This is a genomic window from Thermoactinomyces sp. CICC 23799 (assembly GCF_016055145.1).
Taxonomy (GTDB): Bacteria; Bacillota; Bacilli; order Thermoactinomycetales; family Thermoactinomycetaceae; genus Thermoactinomyces; species Thermoactinomyces intermedius.
Genome location: NZ_JAECVV010000011.1, coordinates 22,120 through 42,464 on the forward strand (window position 1 = coordinate 22,120; position 20,345 = coordinate 42,464).

Sequence of the window (20,345 nt, forward strand, 5' to 3'; positions counted from 1 at the left end):
GGACAAACGTTGTATTTGGTCACGGCAGAAGAAATGCGGAGAATTGAGGAACGGATCATGGAAGAAACCGGACTTCCCGGAACGGTGTTGATGGAAAATGCCGGGAGATCGGTCGCGGACGAGATCACAAAACGGTTTCCCAAACCGCAAAAAGCGGTGATCCTGGCGGGAAAAGGGAATAACGGGGGAGACGGTTGGGTGATCGCCCGTTATCTCTTGTACCGAAATTGGGATGTGGCTTGCTGGCTTGTCGGAAATCCGGATCAACTCACCCCGGATGCAAAGGTTTTTTATCGCGTGCTGCAATCGTTTACGCCCATTCAAACGTATCATTCCGGGAAGCTGGATGCATTGAAATCCGATCTCAGCCAAGCCGGCGTGATTGTGGATGCCCTTTTGGGGACGGGAGTGAACGGAAGTCTGCGTCCGCCCGTCAAAGAAGTGGTGGAACAAATCAATGCTTCCGGGAAATGGGTGGTTTCCGTCGATATGCCGACAGGACTTCATACAGATGGAGCAAGCATTGATTCAGAAAAAGTAAAAGCAGACTTGACTGTCACGTTCCAATATCCCAAATGGGGCCATTTTTCACGGCAAGGAAACGCATTGAGCGGTGAGCTGGTCATCAAAGAGATCGGATTGCCTCCGGAATTAAAGCCGGAGTTGAAACCAAAAGGAAGGTTGAACGACCCGGTTTGGTGGAAAAACAGCTGGTCTCCCCGCGATCCGTGGTCACACAAAGGAAGCCACGGCCACTTGCTCCTGATCGGCGGAAGCAAAGGAATGCTCGGCGCCATATGCATGACCGGTGAAGCGGCTTACCGGATGGGAGCGGGTTATGTGACCCTCACTGTTCCGGAGTCGGAAAGACATGCCTTGGCTGCCAAAGTCACGCAGCCGTTGATTTGGCCGTGGCCGGGGGAAGGAACCTTTCATCCCGACAGTGCCGCCGGGCTCCGGGAAAAAGCCGGTCAAATTTCTGCGATGGCCATTGGTCCGGGGCTTGGAAGGTTTGAAGGGGAAGACAAGTGGTTGCGGGACGTCCTTTCTTCCATGCAAGGGCCACTGGTGCTGGATGCGGATGCGTTGAATATTTTGGCGGCTTATCCGGATTTGCTTGAAGATCTCCGGCAGAGAGAGGTGCCGGCGATTATCACGCCTCATCCGGGAGAAATGGCCCGCCTGACCTCCCTGTCGGTAAAAGAAGTGGAGGCCGGCCGGGTGGATGTGGCCCGTTCATATGCCAAGCGTACCGGAATGATTGTTGTTTTAAAAGGAAGGTTTACATTGATTGCCCATCCTGACGGCACGGTGATTCTGAATCCGACAGGAAGCCCTGCACTGGCCAAAGCCGGTTCCGGTGACGTGTTGACCGGGATGATCGGTTCCCTTCTGGCACAAAAGGTTTCGCCGTTTGAAGCGGCGGCGATGGCCGTTTACCTGCATGGAAAAGCCTCCGGGTTGAGCGGAACCCATCCGCACAGTATGGTGTATACCGATTTGCTGGACGGGATTCAACGCGCGGTCCGCCAGGAATTTGTCGAGTGATGTCCCTCGCTAGCCGACACATTTCCCGGGAAATTGACGAAAGGGATGGTTCTATGTGTCGGAAGAAACCATTTTTATGTTTTTGCATCTGCCTCATGCTTTTGGCGGTGGCCGGATGTGGTGTCAAAGATGAACAAGATGTAGTCAGTGAACTGGCACAGCGGACGGAAAAAATGGAGTCATACATCAGCCACGGGAAAATGACCATTTTAACCAGCTCCGAGCCACAAGTCTATGACATTGAAGTCTGGTATAAGAAACCTTCTTTTTACCGGGTTTCCATTAAGAATGTAAAGAAAAACATCACTCAAATTATTTTGCGGAATGACGAAGGGGTCTTTGTCCTGACACCCCATCTGAAAAAAAGTTTTCGGTTTCAAAGCGACTGGCCGCAAACGAACGGGCAGATTTATTTATACCAATCCATCATTCAAAGCATTATTGACGATGAAGAACGTATGTTTCAGGCCGAGAAAAAAACATATCAATTGGAAGTATCCGCAAAATATCCGTTTAATCAGGAAGCTGCCAAACAAAAAATCTGGTTGGATTCCAAACTGTTGCCGACCCGTCTGGAAGTTCTGAGTGAGCAAAATCAAAAGCTGGTGCAAGTGCAATTTGACCGTTTCCAACTGGATGCGTCCTTTGATGACGATGCTTTTGACACGGAGCGGAATATGAAGGATCTTCCGTCAGCGGAAAAACAAGTCGTCGCCCCGGCGGATCCGGAAAAAAACGAATTGGCGTCCGTGTTGCCCGGCTATATTCCGGAAAAAAGCCATCTGGTGAGTGAACAAACGATCCAAACCCCGGACGGACCGGTCCAAATCATGCGTTTCCAAGGGGAAAAAAGTTTTACCTTGACCCAGCGGAAGCCGCAAGCCGTTGCCACCAGCCTGCCGCTGATGGGAAAACCCGTGGAATTAAAAAGTGCCATCGGAGTCTTGTTGGAGTCCGGGGAGATGAAACGGCTGGCATGGACTTATCAAGGGATGGAATTTGAAATGATTGGTAAGCTTGCTGAGGAGGAAATGGTGAAAATCGCCAATTCCACCTTTGATCAGTTGGTCAAATAAGGATTCCTGCTGAAACGGCGGGTTTCTGAACGAAGCCCGCATGCATTCATTTTTCTTTCAAGAAGGAAAGAAAGCTGGTATAATACTTTCTAGTGTTTGCGGTAAAGGGATGAAGCAAATCATGAACCGACAGATTGCAGAAGAGCATACTTCATACTGGACCCTTCTTTATCGGAAAAAGCGCTGGATGCGGACGATGGAGTCGTTTGCTTTTATTTTGGGGCTTCTCGTCACCCTCGTGTTTTCTCCATTTCGCAGCCAGCCTTTCATTTTTTCGGTCATGGGTCTTGCCTTGGTCGTTTTTTTTGGTTTTCCCTGTCTTTACCGATGTTGGTTGCGTCCGCACTATACGCTTTATCCTGACCGATTGGAAATTCGAATGAGATCCCGCACCGAAACGATTCCTTTGAGGGAGATGACAAAAGATTTCGATTTACCGTATGGATATGTAATTCATGGTAAAAGGGAATACTTACTGGTAAGCAATCATTTTTTAGAAAAGTTAAACGGTCAATTGGAAGTGATGAAATATGGCTGAAATGAATTGGGCAGATTATGTGGGCAGGGATACGGTCGTTGAAGTGGATTTGGATGCGCTTACACACAACATCCATGAATTTCGCAGGCATTTGAAGAAACAAGTCAAAATGATGGTTGTCGTGAAAGCGGACGCTTACGGGCACGGAGCGGTGGAAGTGTCCAAAGCTGCTTTGTCGGCAGGGGCTTCCTATCTGGCGGTCGCCTTTGTGGATGAAGCGGTTGAACTGAGGAATGCAGGGATCACCGCCCCCATTTTGATTTTGGGTTATACGCCGCCGCATGCGTATCAAACGGCGGTGGATAATGACTTGACCTGCACGGTTTATTTGCCGGAACATTTGCAGAAGATGGAAGAGGCCGCGATCAAAGCAGGCAAGCCCTTGCGAGTTCATATCAAAGTGGATACCGGAATGGGAAGATTGGGACTGGCTCCGGAAGAAGTGTTGTCTTTTGCGCGGAAACTGGATCAGTCGCCGCATATTGAGTGGGAAGGAATTTTCACCCATTATGCGACGGCTGACGAAGCCGACAAGGATTACGCTTTGAGCCAGGAGAAAAAGTTTCGCAAAGTGATTGAAATCCTGTCCGAAAATCATCTCCGACCACCGCTGGTGCATATCGCCAACAGCGCAGGGGCCATTGATCTTGATGAATACGCATACGACATGGTGCGGTTGGGAATCAGTGTGTACGGTTTTTACCCTTCGACGGAAGTGAACCGCAAATCGGTCTCGTTAAAACCGGTTTTGACTTTAAAAACCAAAGTTTCGTCCGTCAAGAAGCCGCCCGCCGGCACCGGAATCAGTTACGGGAAAACATATGTCGTCAACGGGGAAGAATGGATTGCCGCGATTCCGGTGGGTTATGCCGACGGGATCAACCGCCACTTGTCCAATCGCGGGCATGCACTGATTCACGGGCAAAGGGTGCCGATTGTGGGCCGCGTCTGCATGGATCAATTGATGTTGAATGTGACCGGGGTGATGCCCGTGGAAGTCGGACAGGAAGTGGTGTTGTACGGAAGACAGCAGCAAAATGTCATTACGGTGGATGAAGTTGCCGATATGCTTGGAACCATTCATTATGAAGTCACCTGCATGTTGAGTCACCGTATTCCGAGGATTTACTTGCGTGACGGGAAAGTGACGGGGATCGTCAACCGGTTGCGGGAGCCGGTGTGGATGCAGAGTCTTACTTGACAGCATGGACAACTGTTAATATTTTATGTATAAACATGTTGAGTGAAGGAATTTTATATACTTGAGCGAATAGATTAAACTAGGTTTTTGCGTTTTTTGTTGGGTTATTGATGAATGATAAGTATATTTTTGCAACATCTTCATCATAATGGTAGTATTGATAGGGGAATTTAAACGGTGATGATTGGTTGGGGGTGCTTCATTTGTCCGGTACAAAAAGAATCATGATCAGCCTGCCAACAAAATTGCTTCAAGAAGTGGATGGCGTTGTGGCGAGGGAAAATTCCAATCGGAGTGAGTTTATCCGCCAAGCGATGAGAATGTATCTCCAGGAGCGGAAAAAGCGTTTGATTCGTGAAATGATGCAACGCGGCTACATGGAGATGGCACGCATCAATCTCAACATCGCTTCGGAAGCATTTGAGGCAGAAGAAGAGGCTGAAGATACTTTGGATCGATTGGTTAGTGGGGTGTAACTGATTTGATTGTGAAACGTGGCGATGTTTATTTTGCTGATCTATCCCCTGTGGTCGGATCCGAACAAGGTGGGGTTCGGCCTGTTTTGGTGATTCAAAATGATATTGGCAATCGGTTCAGCCCCACCGTGATCGTCGCCGCGATTACAGCTCAAATTCAAAAGGCCAAATTACCTACGCATGTGGAAATCGATGCCAAAGCATACGGGTTTGATCGTGACTCTGTCATATTGTTGGAACAAATCCGAACGATCGATAAGCAAAGGCTGACGGATAAAATCACTCATCTGGATGATGAAATGATGAATCGTGTCAATGAAGCGTTAATGATCAGTTTGGGTATGATTAACTTTTAGGAAAGAATGGATGGGCCCGTCCATTCTTTTTTTGAAAATCGGGGAGGTCCCCGGTTTTTTTCTTTTCGCTTTTTGCGGGGTGGCGTTGGCCGGTTTCTTCCCATGGGTTATCTCATCGTGGTACTCTCCTTGATTGGTTTTGCGTAAGCCGGCAAAATAAAAGGATGGTATAATAGAATCGTTCAGCAAGTCGTATGCATTCTATTTTATTTATTTTATATCTGTGTTATTTTATTTCCAAAATGGATTGTTCTGTTTAATATTGAAGGCGGATCAAGGAGACCAATATGGACATTCATTTAAAAAAGTTATATCAGAAGCTTTTGGCTTCATATATTACTTCAAAAAAAGAAGATCATTTGTATAGTGTGCAGCAGCTGAGTAAATGGTTTTTGGAAAAGCGGATTCCTCCAGACGAAGTGGTGAACATGCATGTCAAGGCCATGAAAGAGCAATATCCCGATATGCCGGATGATCTGAAAGCCTCGTTTGATCTGTTGATTGAGATCATGATCGGTTACGGTATTTCTTATCGTGAAAAAGAGAAACTGGTCAATCGGCACCGGGAATTGGAAAATGAGATCGAAGTGGCCGTCGGAATGCAACAAACTTTGTTGCCGGACGGGCCTCCGAAGTTGGGTGGCGTCGATATTGGCGTGGTGAGTGTGGCCGCCAAGCAGATGAGCGGCGATTACTATAACTTCGTTGATCATGGTTCGGGATCGCTGGGGATTGCCATCGCCGATATTATCGGAAAAGGGATTCCCGCGGCACTTTGTATGTCGATGATTAAATATGCGATGGACCGGCTGGATGATCAACCATCCGCTCCTTTATCACCGTCCCAGGTTTTGCGCGATTTAAACACCGTGGTGGAGCGCAATGTGGATCCGAGTATGTTTATCACCATGGTTTACGGGGTATATGATTCGTTGAACCATCAATTTCGGTATGCAACCGCCGGGCATGAACCCGGGCTCTATTATTGCCATGAAACTGGCGAGTTTGTTGATCTGGAGACCAAGGGGCTTGTGCTCGGCGTATCCAGGGAAGTCAGGTATCCGGAATATAAAATCCGGTTATCACCTCAAGATGCGATTATTTTATTTTCCGACGGGGTAACGGAGTGTAAAGTGGATGGCCGGTTTATTGAGCGGGATATGTTGAAAGAGATTATCCGCACGCATATTCATCTCCCGGCACAAAAAGCTGTTGAAACCATTCACCAAGCACTTTATGATATGTGTGGTTATAAAATTCGAGATGATCAAACGATAGTTATTTTAAAACGTGACGCAGACGAAATGGATACGGGGGACCCAGAGCAGAAGGAGGTCGTGGGTGAATGAATCTGGTTGTGCACGAGAAAAAGGAGAAAGAGAATCAGATCACAGTCATGGTGGAAGGGGAAGTTGACGTTTATACCGCTCCCAAGTTAAGGGAAAAATTACTGCCGCTTTGTGACGGAACAAGACAGATCACGGTCAATTTGTCACAAGTGGATTATATCGACAGCACCGGACTCGGCGTTTTAATCGGGGCATACAAAGCACAAAGGCAAACGGCAGGAAAACTGATCATTTCCGGGATGAATCCCCGATTGTCCCGTCTTTTTAAAATCACAGGTTTGTATGAGATTATGGAAATTGAAGACAAAGCGCAGGAGGATGGCCGCCAATGAGTGATAAACCCTTGGATTTGGTTAATTTGATGATTCCCGCCAAACCGGATTATGTTGGGATTGCAAGATTGACTGTATCTGGGATTGCCAATCGCATGGGGTTTTCTTATGACGACATCGAGGATCTGAAATTGGCAGTTTCCGAAGCTTGCACCAATGCTGTCGATCATGCTTATTGCGGCGGTGAAGGCGAAATTGAGGTGACTTGCAATATTTTCCCCAACCGCATTCAGATTGAAGTGATCGACCGTGGAAACAGTTTTGATCTGGATGAAGTGAAAAAGAGAACCGGCCCGATTAAAGTGAGCGGTTCCATGAACGGAATCCGTGAGCGCGGGTTGGGATTGTATTTGATTAAATCCTTGATGGATCACGTCGATATCAAAGGTGATAACGGAGTCATTGTGAGAATGACCAAGTATATCCGAAAGGACGTGGTGGAAAATCATGTCGAAACGTCCACATCCTTCCCCACTAACCGATGAACAAATACTGGATTTGATCAGCCGCTTTCAGAAAAATGAGGATTCAAAAGCACAGGAAACCTTGATCCATCATTATCGCGATCTGGTCGAAACCATTGCGCATAAATTTGCATACGGCAATGAACCGTATGAAGATTTGGTGCAAGTGGGAATGATCGGATTGATTGCATCGCTGAAACGATTTGATTTGTCCATGGGGCGGAACTTTGAAAGTTTTGCCGTCCCTACCATTGTAGGCGAAATCAAACGGCATATGCGGGATAAAACCTGGAGCGTTCACGTCCCAAGGCGGATTAAGGAGCTGGGGCCCCGGATCAAAAAGGCGGTGGAAGACCTGACGGCTCAATTGCAGCGATCGCCTCGTGTGAATGAGATTGCGGAGTATTTGGGAGTCAGTGAGGAGGAAGTCTTGGAAACGATGGAGATGGGGCGAAGTTATCATGCGGTTTCTGTGGATAACCCGATCGAGGCAAGCAATGACGGAAGTCAGGTGACCCTGCTGGATCTGGTGGGGGCAGAGGATAAAGAATTCGAACAAATTGACCGGAAATTGTTATTGGAAAAAATTTTTTCGGCTTTAAGCGAAAGGGAACAAGAGATATTAAAATTAACCTTTTTTGAAAACCTCAGCCAAAAACAGGCAGGGGACCGGTTGGGGATTTCCCAGATGCATGTATCCCGTTTGCAGCGCCGTGCCCTGCAAAAATTGAGGCAGGCAATCCGGATGGAGCCTTCCGAAGTGATATGAAGTGTACCTTGTTGAGGTATGCTTTTTTATTTTGGAAAAAAATGCCCCTCCAGGTTCCTGGTACGTCCGGAGAGCTTGGAGGAGCCGTGCCTTTTAGAAACAGACAGAGGAATGAAGCGGGAGGAATGACCGGTTCCCGCTTTCAAAAGAGAGAAGGAGAGAACGCTTGATCAGATCCAGCCTCTGGCTTCAATGGCTTCTGTAATCCGTTTGATGGCCACCATGTATGCCGCCGTGCGCAGATCGGTGTTTTCTTTTTGGGCAAGATCGTAGACTTCATTGTAAGAGCGCACGATTTTTTCTTTCAATTTGCCGTTGACTTCTTCTTCAGTCCAATAATAATGCATCAGGTTTTGCACCCATTCGAAATAGGAGACAATGACTCCACCGGCATTGGCCAGAATGTCGGGGATCAAATGCACTCCTTTTTTGAATAAGACTTCATCGGCTTTGGGGGTTGTCGGTCCGTTGGCTGCTTCAGCGACAACCTTGGCTTGGATGCGGTCTGCGTTTTTGCGGGTAATCACATTTTCCAGTGCGGCCGGAACGAGAATGTCCACATCCAATTCCAAGATTTCTTCCGGGTTTCCGAGGACCTGTGCATCGGAGAGATCGGTGATTTTGCTGTTTTTGTCATCCTTCAATTTTTTGACTTCGTCAAGGTTTAAACCGTCTTTTTGGTAAATGGCGCCCGAGGTGTCACTGACGGCAACAATTTTGCAACCTTTTTCGGCCAACAAATCAGCAACGATGCGGCCGGCATTTCCGAATCCTTGCACCGCCACAGTGGCGCCTTGGAGGGGTTTGTTTAATTTTTCCATTGCCTGTTCAATAGCGAAGGCACAACCTCTGGCCGTCGCTTCATTGCGTCCTTTGGATCCGCCCAGGCTGAGGGGTTTCCCGGTGATGACTCCGGGGCTGAATTTTCCTTTCATCCGACTGTAAGTATCCATCATCCAACCCATGGTTTGGGCATTGGTATAAACATCGGGAGCAGGAATATCTTTTTCCGGCCCGACGATATCGGCAATAGCCTCAATAAAGCCGCGGCTGACACGCTCAATCTCACCTTTGCTCAGCTTGCGCGGATCGCAGATGACGCCTCCTTTTCCGCCGCCGTAAGGAACATCGGTCACCGCACATTTGAAACTCATCCACATGGACAAAGCTTTGACTTCATCCATCGTGACATCAGGATGAAAGCGGATGCCCCCCTTGGTCGGCCCCATGGCATCGGTGTGCTGGGAGCGGAATCCTTCAAAGACACGGATGGAACCATCATCCATTTTGACGGGGAAGGAGACACTCAAAACGCGTTTTGGTTTTTTGAGAATATTAAGAATATCCTCGGAAACCCCCAGCTTCTTGCCAGCTTGATCGATCTGGATCTGAACAATTTCATACGGGTTCAAAGACTCAAGTTTGTCAGACGTAACGGTGGATACTGGCAACTTTGAATCATCCTTTCATTAGTAAAATTGTTCACAAAAAACTTTTAGATAATAAATTTTTCGATTAATAGAATTAATAAACTTCTATTAATCAAAATGAATAAATATTTATATAATATAGTTTACCAAACATCCATAGGTTTCTTCCACACTTAATTTCAAATTGTATAATTTTTCTTTTTCAAGAAGATGATTGCATGAAAAATTCATATATTAATATTCTCCAAAACCCAAAGTTATAAGCATTGCGTCGTTTTCCACATATTTCCTCTTTTTTACCCGTGGAAAAAAACGGTTTTATAAAGAAACCGGTTCGGCGGAAAGATAAATTTTAGTTCGCATGATTTTTTAATTGATTTGTATTTTTATGAGTTTTGTTTTGAAATGATAAATTTTAATTATGAATGCGCTATCATTGGTATGTGCTAAGGTGAACAATCTTCTGTTTCAAAACCGGCTTCCCCTGTTCTTTAGGGCTCCTCCTTTCCACATCGGTGAATAAAGGAATGGAGGCGTTTCATCTATTATGTTTTTGGAATATTCAAAAAATAAGGAGGAGGTTTTACGCAAGAAAATGTTTCTTAAGGAAATGATAAGAAAAAAGCTTCTTTTATTTTAAGAATTATGCTTTATCTTGTATTCAAATTCGCAAAAAGGAGCTGCAAAATGAATGCAATCGCTCATGGAAAGAATCCTTTTTTTCTCGAAATTCATGTCTTCGCCCAGAACCATCGGCAGTATCACCCCGAGTTCCAGGTATCTTGCCAATTCCCTGCTGAAACCGGTAAATTGGGACCAAACCCAAACCGTATTGGAATTGGGGGCGGGAACCGGAGTGGTAACCTGGGAAATTGCAAACCGGGTGAATCCTTCCTGCCGGGTGATCACTTTTGAACTGGATCCTGAGCTCCGCCGGTATTTAAAAGATCAATTTCCAAGGTTTATTCATTGTTGTGATGCAAGAAATTTGAAACGGGAATTACACCTGCGGGGAATGAACCAGGCGGATTGTGTGGTTTCTTCGTTGCCTTTTGCCAATTTTTCCAAACAGGACTGTATGAATATATTGAATGAAATCCGGCAAGTATTGTCGGGTAACGGGGTGTTTGTAGCTTATCAATATTCTTTGCATATGTTGTCCATGCTGAGAAGCCATTTCGGAAAAGTGGACGTGCGGTTTGTACCCGTGAATTTGCCCCCCCGGTTTTGTTTATGTATGTTCAAAATAAGAAGGAGAATTGCATGGATACAGGAGAAGAGGTTTATTGGTGACGAATGGGGTTATGGGCGAAATACGGGGAACGGATTTCCGGACCGGTGCATTCTCTCTTGGTATGGGTCCGGTTGCCGGGGGTGCAACAGAGGATGCCCTTTTTGGGCAGCTTTTGGTTTTTTGGAATATTCCATCTGTTTTGCGGCGTTCTCAAAACTCAAAGAAAAAGGCGGTTGGGAAAACAATGAGAAAGGATCAACCGGTGATTCTGCTCGTGGATGATGATCAAGAAATCCGACGGTTCATGCAACTTTATTTACACAACGAAGGATATCGCATTTTACAGGCGACCAATGGAAAGGAAGCATTGCAGTTGGCCGGGTCACATTCCATTGATTTAATGGTGTTGGACTTGATGATGCCGGAAATGGACGGGCTGGAAGCTTGTATCCGCATCCGGGAAAAATACTGGATGCCGATTATCATCCTGACGGCAAAAACGAATGACTTGGATAAAATTCAGGGATTGAGTATCGGGGCGGATGATTATATGACCAAACCTTTTAATCCCTTGGAGCTGGTGGCCCGAATCAAAGCTCATTTGCGAAGGTATCTTTATTTTGCTGCGAAAAGTTCCGGTTTAAAAAATGTGATCACGGTTCAGCACCTGATCATCCATCTGCTTTCAAGACAAGTTTTTGCAAATGGAAAAGAAGTCCGGCTTACCCCCAGGGAATTTGATATTTTGGTTTTGCTGGCCCGCCATCCCGGAGTGGTTTTTACCGCTGAACAAATTTATGAAAGGGTATGGAATGAACCGATGTTGACATCCAATAACACCATTATGGTTCATATTCGAAAGATTCGGGAAAAGATTGAGCATGATCCCAAACGGCCGACGATCATTCAAACGGTATGGGGGGTTGGTTATAAAGTTCAGGCATCACCGGCCCGGGATTTCCGTGGTTAAAAAGTGGATTCCTCAAGTCTTTTTATGTTTGTACCAAAGGATTGCATTTAGTTTCAGGATTCAAATGATCGGGATGGTTCTGATAAGTGTGGCTTGTGCATGGCTTTCATTTGGATTCACAAAATATATTTTTTATACGACTGAACCTTATTATACGTATCCGACAAACCTGGAATTGCAACAAAGGATCAAAGGTTTGGCGCCGGTCATTCAACGGATGAAACAGGAGGAAATCAACCATTCATTAAACCGGCAGATGAAAAAGACCGGCATGAAGCTGATGATTGTAAGCAAGGAAGGGGAGGTTCTTTATCATTCGGGAAATGTTTCGGAAACCAAAGTGGATCTTTATCAAATCCAGATGAAGATGGCCCGGCAAGAAGAAACCGTCCGTCAGGACGCGGGATCAAGGGAAATTGTTGCGATATATCCTTTTTCGTTGGGGAAGAAAGAGGTTTATTTTATCGCCGGCAAGAAGCATCGTCCGGTCACCGGAGTTTATCGAAGGGTCAATTCGGTCCTGACATCGCTTACGGCTGTCTTTCTCTTTATCGTGGTGTATTTGCTTCTGACCCATAAGAAATTAAAACAGATTGAAATGGTCGTGCAAGGGATGAATGAGATTGCAGCAGGGAACTTCAGCTGCCGTTTGCAGGAGACGGGACGGGATGAAATCGCCTCGATGGCAGTTCATGTGAACCGGATGGCGGAACAATTGGAAAAAAAGCGGGAGCAAGAACAAAAAGCAGTGCGGGAACGCAACGGGCTCATCACCAGCATTTCCCATGACCTGCGGACACCCCTGACCTCTGTTATCGGCTATTTGAAATTCGTGCAGGACCATTCCGACATGAAAAAAGAAGAATTGGTTTCATTTATTAAGATCGCCCTTTCCAAGTCTGAAAAGCTGAAACAAATGATCGATGACTTGTTTGATTATGCCAGGTTGACACATGAACCAATCCAAATCCAAACCGAAACTATTTCCTTGAATACTTTGTTGGAACAGTTATTGGAAGAATCGTTCATGCTGAGGGAACAGGAAGACTTGGAAATGAAAAAGATGTTATGTAACGGCGAACTGCGGGTCAAAGGAGATCCGCTTTTGATGGTGCGGTTGTTTGACAATCTCATTCAAAATGCCGTTTGCTATGCCAAAAGGCCGGGGTTTTTGGAAATTAAGACATATCCCAGGGAAAAGAAAGCGGTGATCGAGATCGCGAATCCGGCCGACCCGATTGATCCGGACACTTTTCAACAACTGTTCGGGATGTTTGTCACGGGGGATCCCTCCCGTTCCAAAGGCGGATCCGGATTGGGGCTGGCAATCGTGAAACGGATTGTAGAAATGCATCAAGGAACAATTCAAGCCTGTCAAAGGGAAGGGATGATCCGGTTTCAAATTGGTCTTCCCGCAGAGTAAATATCGTTTGTTTATTTTGAATTTAAAGAGGAATTAGATGAATGCATAGAATATTATTCATAAGGGGGGTCGTTTATGAAACCAGGCAAGATGAAATGGGTTCTGATGTTTGTGGTGATTGTCTTGTGCGCTTCGATCCTGCTGCCGGACACTGCCGGTGCGGCCTATTACAACACGTATACCACCGTTTCGCTTCTCGGCAATGCCAACAGTTGTTACGCCGCGCAAGGATTTGCCGTGGGGTCGACTTACACCTATTCCGTCAAAATCAACAATGATGAAACCAAGGCAGTGATTTACCGGACGAGGATGAGTGACGGAACCACGACACTCATGACGAACGGGGATAACGGAACCACTTACGCAAACTACCTTGGCCACGCCAATGATATTGCCTTACACAGCAACAACGGAAATTATTATATGTTTGTTGTCACCATGAAAGCCGGCAGTATGAGCTTGGTGAAACTGAAGTATGAAGGGACGAAGTATTATAAAGCCGGAAACTACACGATCAAATACAATGGCGAAAACAAAGCGATGTCGGGAGTGGCGATCACCGGAAAAGATGCTGACAACATCCACTTTCTCTTTAAATCCGGAACCACTTTTTACCGGGGGGATCTTCCGCTGAATGCAACCAGCGGCACGATCAATGTGACTCAAGCTTTTCAATTAAATATTAAAGACGCGTTGGTCAATCATCAGCCCGTCCCTCCGGAAATCACGGAATTTGCCACCCAGGGAATCGGTTATTACAACGACACGTTATATTTTCCGCTGACCGGCAATACGGTGGAAAAATACAAAAACGTCAGCATCATCCTCGTATACCGGAATATCTCCACGGCTTCCGGCACGATCCATGCCGATGATGATCTGTCTTTCCGCATCACGTCCGGTCAATATCCGGATCTTTTCGAGATTGAAGGGGTCGGAATTGCCAACGGGGATAAGCTCTGGTTCCATGCAAACCGGAGAAAATCTTCCGGAGACACGGCTTCGGACAATGTCGCTTATTTTAACGATTACAGCGCTTCAAAAGAATAATTTCCGGATCAAAAAACAATGCCACGGCTTTATATGGGACTTGCAACCATATAAAGCCGTTTTGCGTCATCGGGCTTTCCGGAAGGGGGGAGGAGGATTTTATCCGGGGATGGCAAGGGAAACCGGAGGGGGTTGTCCCGCCTGAGGCAGGTATTTTTACAGGGGCTGGAGAAGTCGTTTTATTGTTTTGTCAACGAATCTTCCATCTTTTGTTCCAAGCTGCGGACCGGTCCGGTTGCATTTTCGTTACAATAAATAAAGTTGAGCCGTAAATGCTCGGTTTTGTTTGAGAGGAAGAAAGCAGGTGATAGAAGTTATGGATCAACAACGGATGTTTTCCCTGATCGCCAAAGAGATGGGGATTTTGACGGAACAGGTGCAAGCCGCTGTCCGGCTGATGGAAGAAGGAAACACCATTCCTTTCATTGCCCGTTACCGCAAAGAGAAGACCCGGGAACTGGATGAAGAACAATTACGGCAGATTGAAGAAAGATATCATTATTTGACGCAACTGGCCTCCCGGAAAGAAGAAGTGATCCGCCTCATTGACGAACAAGGGAAGTTGACCGATGAACTGCGGCAAAAAATTGAGCAGGCGACCAAGTTACAGGAAGTGGAGGATTTGTATCTTCCCTATCGGCCGAAGCGAAAAACCAGAGCATCCATTGCCCGTGAAAAAGGGCTGGAACCTCTGGCGCGCATCATGGCGGAGACGACCGATCCGTCTGCGATTGAAGAAACCGCGCTTCAATTTATCAATGAGGAAAAGGAGATTGATTCAAAAGAAAAAGCGTTGCAAGGGGCGATGGACATATTGGCGGAGGAATTGTCCGAGGATGCGGAGATCCGGAAATGGGTGCGCGAATTCACCTGGAAGACGGGCATTCTGGTTTCCGCCGCCAAAGATCAGGAAAGCCGGTCCGTTTATGAAATGTATTATGATTATTCGGAGCCTGTACATAAGATGCCGCCCCACCGGATTTTGGCGGTAAACCGGGGAGAGCGCGAAGAAATTCTCAAAATCAAGATCAACGTGGACGAAGAAAAAATTTATGAGCGGTTGGCCCGGTGGTTTTCCATTCCGGTCCATTCTTTTTTGGAATCGGTGATTCAAGACAGCTACAAGCGGCTGATTGCCCCGTCCATCGAGCGGGAAGTGCGTTCCCGGATGACGGAGGAGGCGGAAGAGCACGCCATTCAGATCTTTTCTGAAAACCTGAGGCATTTATTGTTGCAGCCGCCGGTCCGCGGAAAAACGGTGTTGGGGATCGATCCGGCTTACCGCACCGGTTGCAAATGGGCAGTGGTGGATGAAACGGGAAAAATGCTTGAAGTGGGCGTGATCTACCCGACCAAGCCCCAGGAAAAGGTGGAAGAAGCCAAATCCACGGTGTTGGAGCTGATTGACAAATATCCGATTGAGGTCATCACCATTGGAAACGGAACGGCATCCCGCGAAACGGAGGCTTTTGTCGCCCAAGTGATTCAGGAAGCACCGCGCCCGGTTTATTATGTGATTGTCAATGAAGCGGGAGCGAGTGTTTACTCGGCTTCCAAATTGGCCAAAGAAGAGTTCCCGGACCTGGATGCCGCCAGGCGCAGTGCGGTTTCCATTGCCCGCCGCTTTCAAGATCCCTTGGCGGAATTGGTGAAAATTGACCCGAAATCAGTGGGCGTGGGACAATACCAACATGATGTTTCGCAAAAAGAGCTGAGCCGCAGTTTGGCCAATGTGGTGGAATCGGTCGTGAACTATGTGGGGGTGGATGTCAACACCGCTTCCCCGTCTCTTTTGCAATATGTATCCGGGATCAGTGCGTCGGTTGCCAAAAATATTGTGAAACTAAGGGAAGAAAAAGGCCGTTTCATGGATCGCACCGAGTTGAAAGACGTTCCCCGCCTGGGAGTCAAAACTTATGAGCAATGCATCGGGTTTTTGCGAATTCATGACGGGAACAACCCACTGGATCAAACCCCGATTCACCCCGAGTCTTACCATATTGCAGAAGGCCTTTTGAACCTGTCGGGATTCAAGCCAGAACAAATCGGAACCGATGCATGCAAAGAAATGCTGAAAAAAGTGGATGTCGAAAAAACGGCCGCTGAGTTGGGCTGCGGGGTTCCCACGTTAAAGGATATCATTGAAGCTTTGTTGCGTCCGGGGCGGGATCCCCGCGATGAAATGCCGAAACCGCTTCTCCGTTCGGACGTGTTGAAGCTGGAAGACCTCAGCCCCGGCATGCATTTGAAAGGAACGGTCCGGAACGTCGTGGACTTTGGCGCTTTTGTGGACATCGGGCTGAAAAATGACGGTTTGGTTCATATCTCGAGAATGAGTGAAAAGTACGTGCGGAACCCGATGGATGTCGTCACGGTCGGGGACATTGTGGACGTGTGGGTGGCCGAAGTGGATATCGAACGGGAAAGAGTCGGATTGAGCATGGTTCCTTTAAGCTGAAAAAGTGCCCGGATGCGGGCGCTTTTTTAATCAGGCTTGTGGCGAATCAAGTCGGATTTTTCCCTGCTTGTGGTATTCAAACCAACATTGGTTTAAAAAAATAATTTGCCGGCGGTCTTTGTTGAGAAACGCTTGCATGAGTTGCTTGATCAGCCACTTAGGCATTGTTTCCGTTCCCCCTAAAAAAACTTTTATTTATACATATGTAAAAATGCGTTCGATGTGCTCCGCTTTCCGGACGGATTTTGTAAGATAAGAAGTGTGAAGATTGGTTCGAAGAAAGGAAGAGGATTGATGGAGCAATCGTGGAAAATCGGTTTCATCGGTTTGGGGATCATGGGACGGTCGATGGCTTATAACCTTTACCGCGCCGGATTTGACGTCACGGTGTGGAACCGGACGGAGTCCAAAATGAAAGAAGCGGAAAAATGGGGGGCCAAAACTGCTTCTTCTCCCAAAGAGCTGGCCAAAACCTGCCAATTGGTGATCACCATGGTCGGGGACACCGATGACGTGCGGCAAGTGGCGGAAGGGGAAAACGGATTGATTCACGGAGCCCGGCCGGGAACTTATTGGATCGACATGAGCACCATCTCTCCCGATGCCACCCGGGACTTTGCCGAACGGGCCAAAAAGAAAGGGATCATCATGATGGATGCCCCTGTCAGCGGCGGGGACACCGGGGCGAAAAACAGGACGTTATCGATCATGGTTGGCGGAGAAAACGAAGATGTAAAGCGGGTGATGCCGGTTTTTCAAGCGATGGGGTCTTCCATCACCCATTGCGGGCCCGTGGGTGCCGGGCAAACCGTCAAAGCCTGCAACCAGATTTTGTGCGGATTGAACTTGCTGGCCATGGTTGAAGCGTTTGCGTTTGCCAAAAAGTCCGGGGTGGATTTGGAAAAAATGCTGGAGGTGACGACCCGGGGGGCTGCGGGATCCTGGGCTTTGTCCAATTACGGTCCCCGGTTGATCAAAGGGGATCTTTCGCCCGGATTCACCGTCCGGTTCCAGCAAAAAGATTTGCGGATTGTTTTGGAAGAAGCGGAAAAAATGGCATTGCCCCTTCCGGGGACGGCCGTGGTTCAACAGCTTCTCCGTTCGGTCCAAGCCTATGGGGGAAATGAGGATGGAACCCAATCATTGATCCGGGTGATGGAAAAGCTGGGGAATGTCGAGATTGTGGATAAGAAATAAGGAGCGGTATTCATCCGCTCCTTTTTTAAATGCCCACATAACGGGCAACCACCGCTTTGGCCATTTTAATTTCCGTGGTTCCTTGCACCAAGATGCGCCCGTCCGGAAAGATGGCCAATTCGAGCCCGTCTTCAGACAGATCCGCTTTTAACAAAAAGGGATTTCTGCTGGTTTTTCCCACTTTTTGCAGCCGGGATTCCAAAACGTCCAGATCCAGCGGCTGGGAAAGCGTGATTTGCACCGACTGTCTTCCGCACATGGATACTTCTTGAGGGCCTTTGCGGGCCGGGTGAAGGAATTCCCATTGTTTGCGGCCGCATGCCGGGCAGTCTTCTTTCCGGTGGCTGATATCCAAGGCTTGAAAATGGTTGGACCACAAGTCGATATGGCGCAGGCGTGTTTCACAAGCCTCTTCGTTTCCGGTCAACAGTTTGATCGCTTCCGCTCCTTGAAATGCGGTGATCACATGCACGGCCGGCCCGATGACGCCAGCGGTGTCACAAGTTTCCGCGGTTCCCGGGGCAGGCGATTCCGGAAAGATGCAGCGCAAGCAAGGCGTTTTTCCCGGCCGGATTGTAAAGGACATTCCCCGGGAACCGACAACGCCTCCGTAGATCCAGGGAATTTGATGTTTGATGCTCAAGTCATTGATAAGATATCGCACTTGAAAGTTATCTGTCCCGTCCAAAATCAGGTCCACATCGGACAACAGTTCTTCCGCATTGCGCCAGGTCAGATCGGCGATATGTGCCTCCAGTTCAAGATCAGAGCGGATGGCTTGCAATTTGTTTTTGGCGGCGATCACTTTCGGCAAGTGTTGCCGGGCATCCGTTTCGTCGTAAAGCATTTGCCGCTGCAAATTGCTGGCTTCGACAAAGTCCCTGTCGATCAGACGCAAAAATTTGACGCCGGCCCGGGCCATATGGTTGGAAAGGGCGGTGCCGAGCGCTCCCATTCCCACGACGGCCACACGGGCTTGGGACAATTTTTTTTGTCCTTCTTCACCGATCGGGGCAAAAAGAATTTGTCTGGAGTATCGTTGCTGGTCCACTTTGCTGCTGTGCCTCCTTTGGTTTTCGCATATCCTTATTTTCTCACAGAAGGATGAAACTGAGAATGGAGAGTTTGGGTGCATCAATGTTTAGAGAAAAGGAAACAGTGAAAAAGAGAGGAGGTGATCAGGTGGAACAGGAAAAAAGAAAATACTATGTATCGCTTGAGTTCGGAACGCACACGGGCGAAATACAGGCACAAAAAGATGAAAACAGCCCCGTTTTCCAATATGAGATTGAAGCCACCCCGCAAGAGGTGGAGCAGTTGGAAAAGTTATTTGCCGAGGCCCAGGAAACGGAGTTGCAGTTTTTCGCCAAAGCCCATGTTCCGTTTTTGGATAATGAAGCGGCGGAAAATGCGGAAGAAGACAGAGAAATCAACAGGATCTACCAAATGATTTACCAATTGGGAACCGAAAAGACCCGGGAGCAATTGCGGGAAATCGGGGTGATCCGGTAAATCCTGACGGGAAAGAACGGGATCCTTGCTTTCTTTGCCGGGGGAGCCGGCTTGATTTTATGGGGGATTGGAAATATACTAATTTTTTGATAAAGATGAAGATGAGGGGGATTTCCGTGGAGCAAACCCGTTTTCCCGGTATGAATGAAACCACTGCGGTACAAATTCAACAACGGTTGATGCAACGTGTGTTTTCCTGGATGTTTGCCGGTTTGTCCATGACCGCGATTATCGCGATCGCTTTGTACAGCAATCCGGATGTGCCGGTCTTTTTGGCGTCCACTCCCGGAGTTTTCTGGGGAATTTTGATTGCCGAATTGATTGTGGTGTTCGGATTGTCTGCGCTGCTTCACAAGCTGACTCCGTTTATGGCAACCTTCGCTTTCTTTCTCTATGCCGCTTTAAACGGGGTTACCTTCACATTGATTCTGGCGCAGTTTGATCTGGCCCTGGTCGGGACGGCATTTCTCATTGCGGCCGGGATGTTTGGCTTGTTTGCCGTCATCGGTTACGTGACCAAAATCAATTTGACCAAAATCGGTTCCATTGCAATCATGGGGGCGATCGGCCTCGTTTTGGCATCGCTGGTCAATTTGTTCTTCCTGCATAGCTCCGTTGTGGAACTGGTGATTTCTTATCTTTTGGTTTTGGTCTTTTGCATTGTCACGGCTTATGACATTCAAAACATCAAAAGAATGAGCGAACGGGCATATGATGAAAAAACGGCAACCAAATTGGCCATTTTCGGCGCGCTGATGTTGTATCTTGATTTTATCATCATCTTTAAAAACCTTTTGTCGATCTTAAGCAGTGATGACTGATGGCAACAAAGGCCCTCTTGCTGAAGCGGGAGGGCTGTAAAATAAAAATTATTTTTTTAAAAAAACTCTTGACGAGAAATGTGGAGCATGGTAATTTATTAATTGTCACTGATGACGACGAAAGAAAAACGAAAAAATCCC

21 protein-coding genes are annotated in these 20,345 nt (G+C 47.4%); 18 read left to right on the forward strand and 3 right to left on the reverse strand.

Features of this window, described 5'->3' with window-relative positions:
* Positions 1-9 precede the first annotated feature (9 nt).
* From I8U21_RS13625 to sigB, 10 genes are all read left to right on the forward strand, one after another.
* Positions 10-1,548 carry an NAD(P)H-hydrate dehydratase gene (locus tag I8U21_RS13625; RefSeq protein WP_198054105.1) on the forward strand — a complete coding sequence of 513 codons (1,539 nt, stop codon included), beginning with the start codon at positions 10-12 and terminating at the stop codon, positions 1,546-1,548.
* A 53-nt stretch (positions 1,549-1,601) separates the two neighbouring features.
* A complete protein-coding gene (locus tag I8U21_RS13630; RefSeq protein ID WP_198054106.1) occupies positions 1,602-2,624 on the forward strand; it encodes a LolA family protein in 1,023 nt (340 codons plus the stop codon).
* A gap of 196 nt (positions 2,625-2,820) precedes the next feature.
* Complete coding sequence (locus I8U21_RS13635) at positions 2,821-3,162, forward strand: hypothetical protein (protein WP_198054107.1); 342 nt, start codon at positions 2,821-2,823, stop codon at positions 3,160-3,162.
* Positions 3,155-4,363 (forward strand): alanine racemase, encoded by a 1,209-nt coding sequence (gene alr / locus I8U21_RS13640; RefSeq protein WP_232337675.1) that lies wholly within the window; start codon positions 3,155-3,157, stop codon positions 4,361-4,363. Before I8U21_RS13635 ends, alr begins: the two co-directional genes overlap by 8 nt.
* 224 nt (positions 4,364-4,587) lie before the next feature.
* Entirely contained in the window at positions 4,588-4,839 is a 252-nt protein-coding gene (locus tag I8U21_RS13645; protein WP_175413226.1) for a CopG family ribbon-helix-helix protein, read from the forward strand.
* A 5-nt stretch (positions 4,840-4,844) separates the two neighbouring features.
* On the forward strand, positions 4,845-5,195 hold the full coding sequence (locus tag I8U21_RS13650) for a type II toxin-antitoxin system PemK/MazF family toxin (RefSeq protein WP_037998060.1): 351 nt from the start codon (positions 4,845-4,847) through the stop codon (positions 5,193-5,195).
* Positions 5,196-5,482: 287 nt separating this feature from the next.
* Positions 5,483-6,544: a PP2C family protein-serine/threonine phosphatase gene (locus I8U21_RS13655; RefSeq protein ID WP_198054108.1), complete on the forward strand. Its 1,062-nt coding sequence runs from the start codon at positions 5,483-5,485 to the stop codon at positions 6,542-6,544.
* The gene (locus tag I8U21_RS13660) at positions 6,541-6,876 is read left to right on the forward strand and encodes an anti-sigma factor antagonist (RefSeq protein WP_181732755.1); all 336 of its coding nucleotides are present in this window, start codon (positions 6,541-6,543) and stop codon (positions 6,874-6,876) included. Before I8U21_RS13655 ends, I8U21_RS13660 begins: the two co-directional genes overlap by 4 nt.
* Positions 6,873-7,361, forward strand: a complete 489-nt coding sequence (rsbW, locus tag I8U21_RS13665) for an anti-sigma B factor RsbW (protein WP_181732754.1) — start codon at positions 6,873-6,875, stop codon at positions 7,359-7,361. The genes I8U21_RS13660 and rsbW overlap by 4 nt, the downstream gene beginning before the upstream one ends.
* Positions 7,324-8,109: an RNA polymerase sigma factor SigB gene (sigB, locus tag I8U21_RS13670; protein WP_181732753.1), complete on the forward strand. Its 786-nt coding sequence runs from the start codon at positions 7,324-7,326 to the stop codon at positions 8,107-8,109. Before rsbW ends, sigB begins: the two co-directional genes overlap by 38 nt.
* 170 nt (positions 8,110-8,279) lie before the next feature.
* On the opposite strand, the gene I8U21_RS13675 is transcribed toward sigB, so the two are convergent.
* A complete protein-coding gene (locus I8U21_RS13675) occupies positions 8,280-9,560 on the reverse strand; it encodes a Glu/Leu/Phe/Val family dehydrogenase (RefSeq protein WP_198054109.1) in 1,281 nt (426 codons plus the stop codon).
* Positions 9,561-10,230: 670 nt separating this feature from the next.
* Between I8U21_RS13675 and I8U21_RS13680 the strand changes: the two genes are divergently transcribed.
* From I8U21_RS13680 to I8U21_RS13700, 5 genes are all read left to right on the forward strand, one after another.
* A complete protein-coding gene (locus tag I8U21_RS13680; RefSeq protein WP_198054110.1) occupies positions 10,231-11,055 on the forward strand; it encodes a class I SAM-dependent methyltransferase in 825 nt (274 codons plus the stop codon).
* A complete protein-coding gene (locus I8U21_RS13685) occupies positions 11,018-11,743 on the forward strand; it encodes a response regulator transcription factor (protein WP_198054111.1) in 726 nt (241 codons plus the stop codon). The genes I8U21_RS13680 and I8U21_RS13685 overlap by 38 nt, the downstream gene beginning before the upstream one ends.
* Before the next feature lie 73 nt (positions 11,744-11,816).
* A complete protein-coding gene (locus I8U21_RS13690; RefSeq protein WP_198054112.1) occupies positions 11,817-13,166 on the forward strand; it encodes a HAMP domain-containing sensor histidine kinase in 1,350 nt (449 codons plus the stop codon).
* A gap of 75 nt (positions 13,167-13,241) precedes the next feature.
* A complete protein-coding gene (locus I8U21_RS13695) occupies positions 13,242-14,216 on the forward strand; it encodes a hypothetical protein (protein ID WP_181732748.1) in 975 nt (324 codons plus the stop codon).
* 316 nt (positions 14,217-14,532) lie between these two features.
* Positions 14,533-16,674 (forward strand): Tex family protein, encoded by a 2,142-nt coding sequence (locus I8U21_RS13700; protein WP_181732747.1) that lies wholly within the window; start codon positions 14,533-14,535, stop codon positions 16,672-16,674.
* A 30-nt stretch (positions 16,675-16,704) separates the two neighbouring features.
* Here the strand turns inward: I8U21_RS13700 and cmpA are convergent, their stop codons facing one another.
* Entirely contained in the window at positions 16,705-16,839 is a 135-nt protein-coding gene (gene cmpA, locus I8U21_RS13705; RefSeq protein ID WP_181732746.1) for a cortex morphogenetic protein CmpA, read from the reverse strand.
* Positions 16,840-16,968: 129 nt separating this feature from the next.
* Between cmpA and I8U21_RS13710 the strand changes: the two genes are divergently transcribed.
* Positions 16,969-17,871, forward strand: a complete 903-nt coding sequence (locus I8U21_RS13710; protein WP_232337677.1) for an NAD(P)-dependent oxidoreductase — start codon at positions 16,969-16,971, stop codon at positions 17,869-17,871.
* 25 nt (positions 17,872-17,896) lie between these two features.
* On the opposite strand, the gene I8U21_RS13715 is transcribed toward I8U21_RS13710, so the two are convergent.
* Positions 17,897-18,922 (reverse strand): ThiF family adenylyltransferase, encoded by a 1,026-nt coding sequence (locus tag I8U21_RS13715; protein WP_370527094.1) that lies wholly within the window; start codon positions 18,920-18,922, stop codon positions 17,897-17,899.
* A gap of 131 nt (positions 18,923-19,053) precedes the next feature.
* On the opposite strand from I8U21_RS13715, the gene I8U21_RS13720 reads away from it, so the two are divergent.
* Positions 19,054-19,383, forward strand: a complete 330-nt coding sequence (locus I8U21_RS13720; protein ID WP_037998138.1) for a hypothetical protein — start codon at positions 19,054-19,056, stop codon at positions 19,381-19,383.
* Between the two features lie 116 nt (positions 19,384-19,499).
* The gene (locus tag I8U21_RS13725; protein WP_370527095.1) at positions 19,500-20,204 is read left to right on the forward strand and encodes a Bax inhibitor-1/YccA family protein; all 705 of its coding nucleotides are present in this window, start codon (positions 19,500-19,502) and stop codon (positions 20,202-20,204) included.
* Positions 20,205-20,345: the final 141 nt, after the last annotated feature.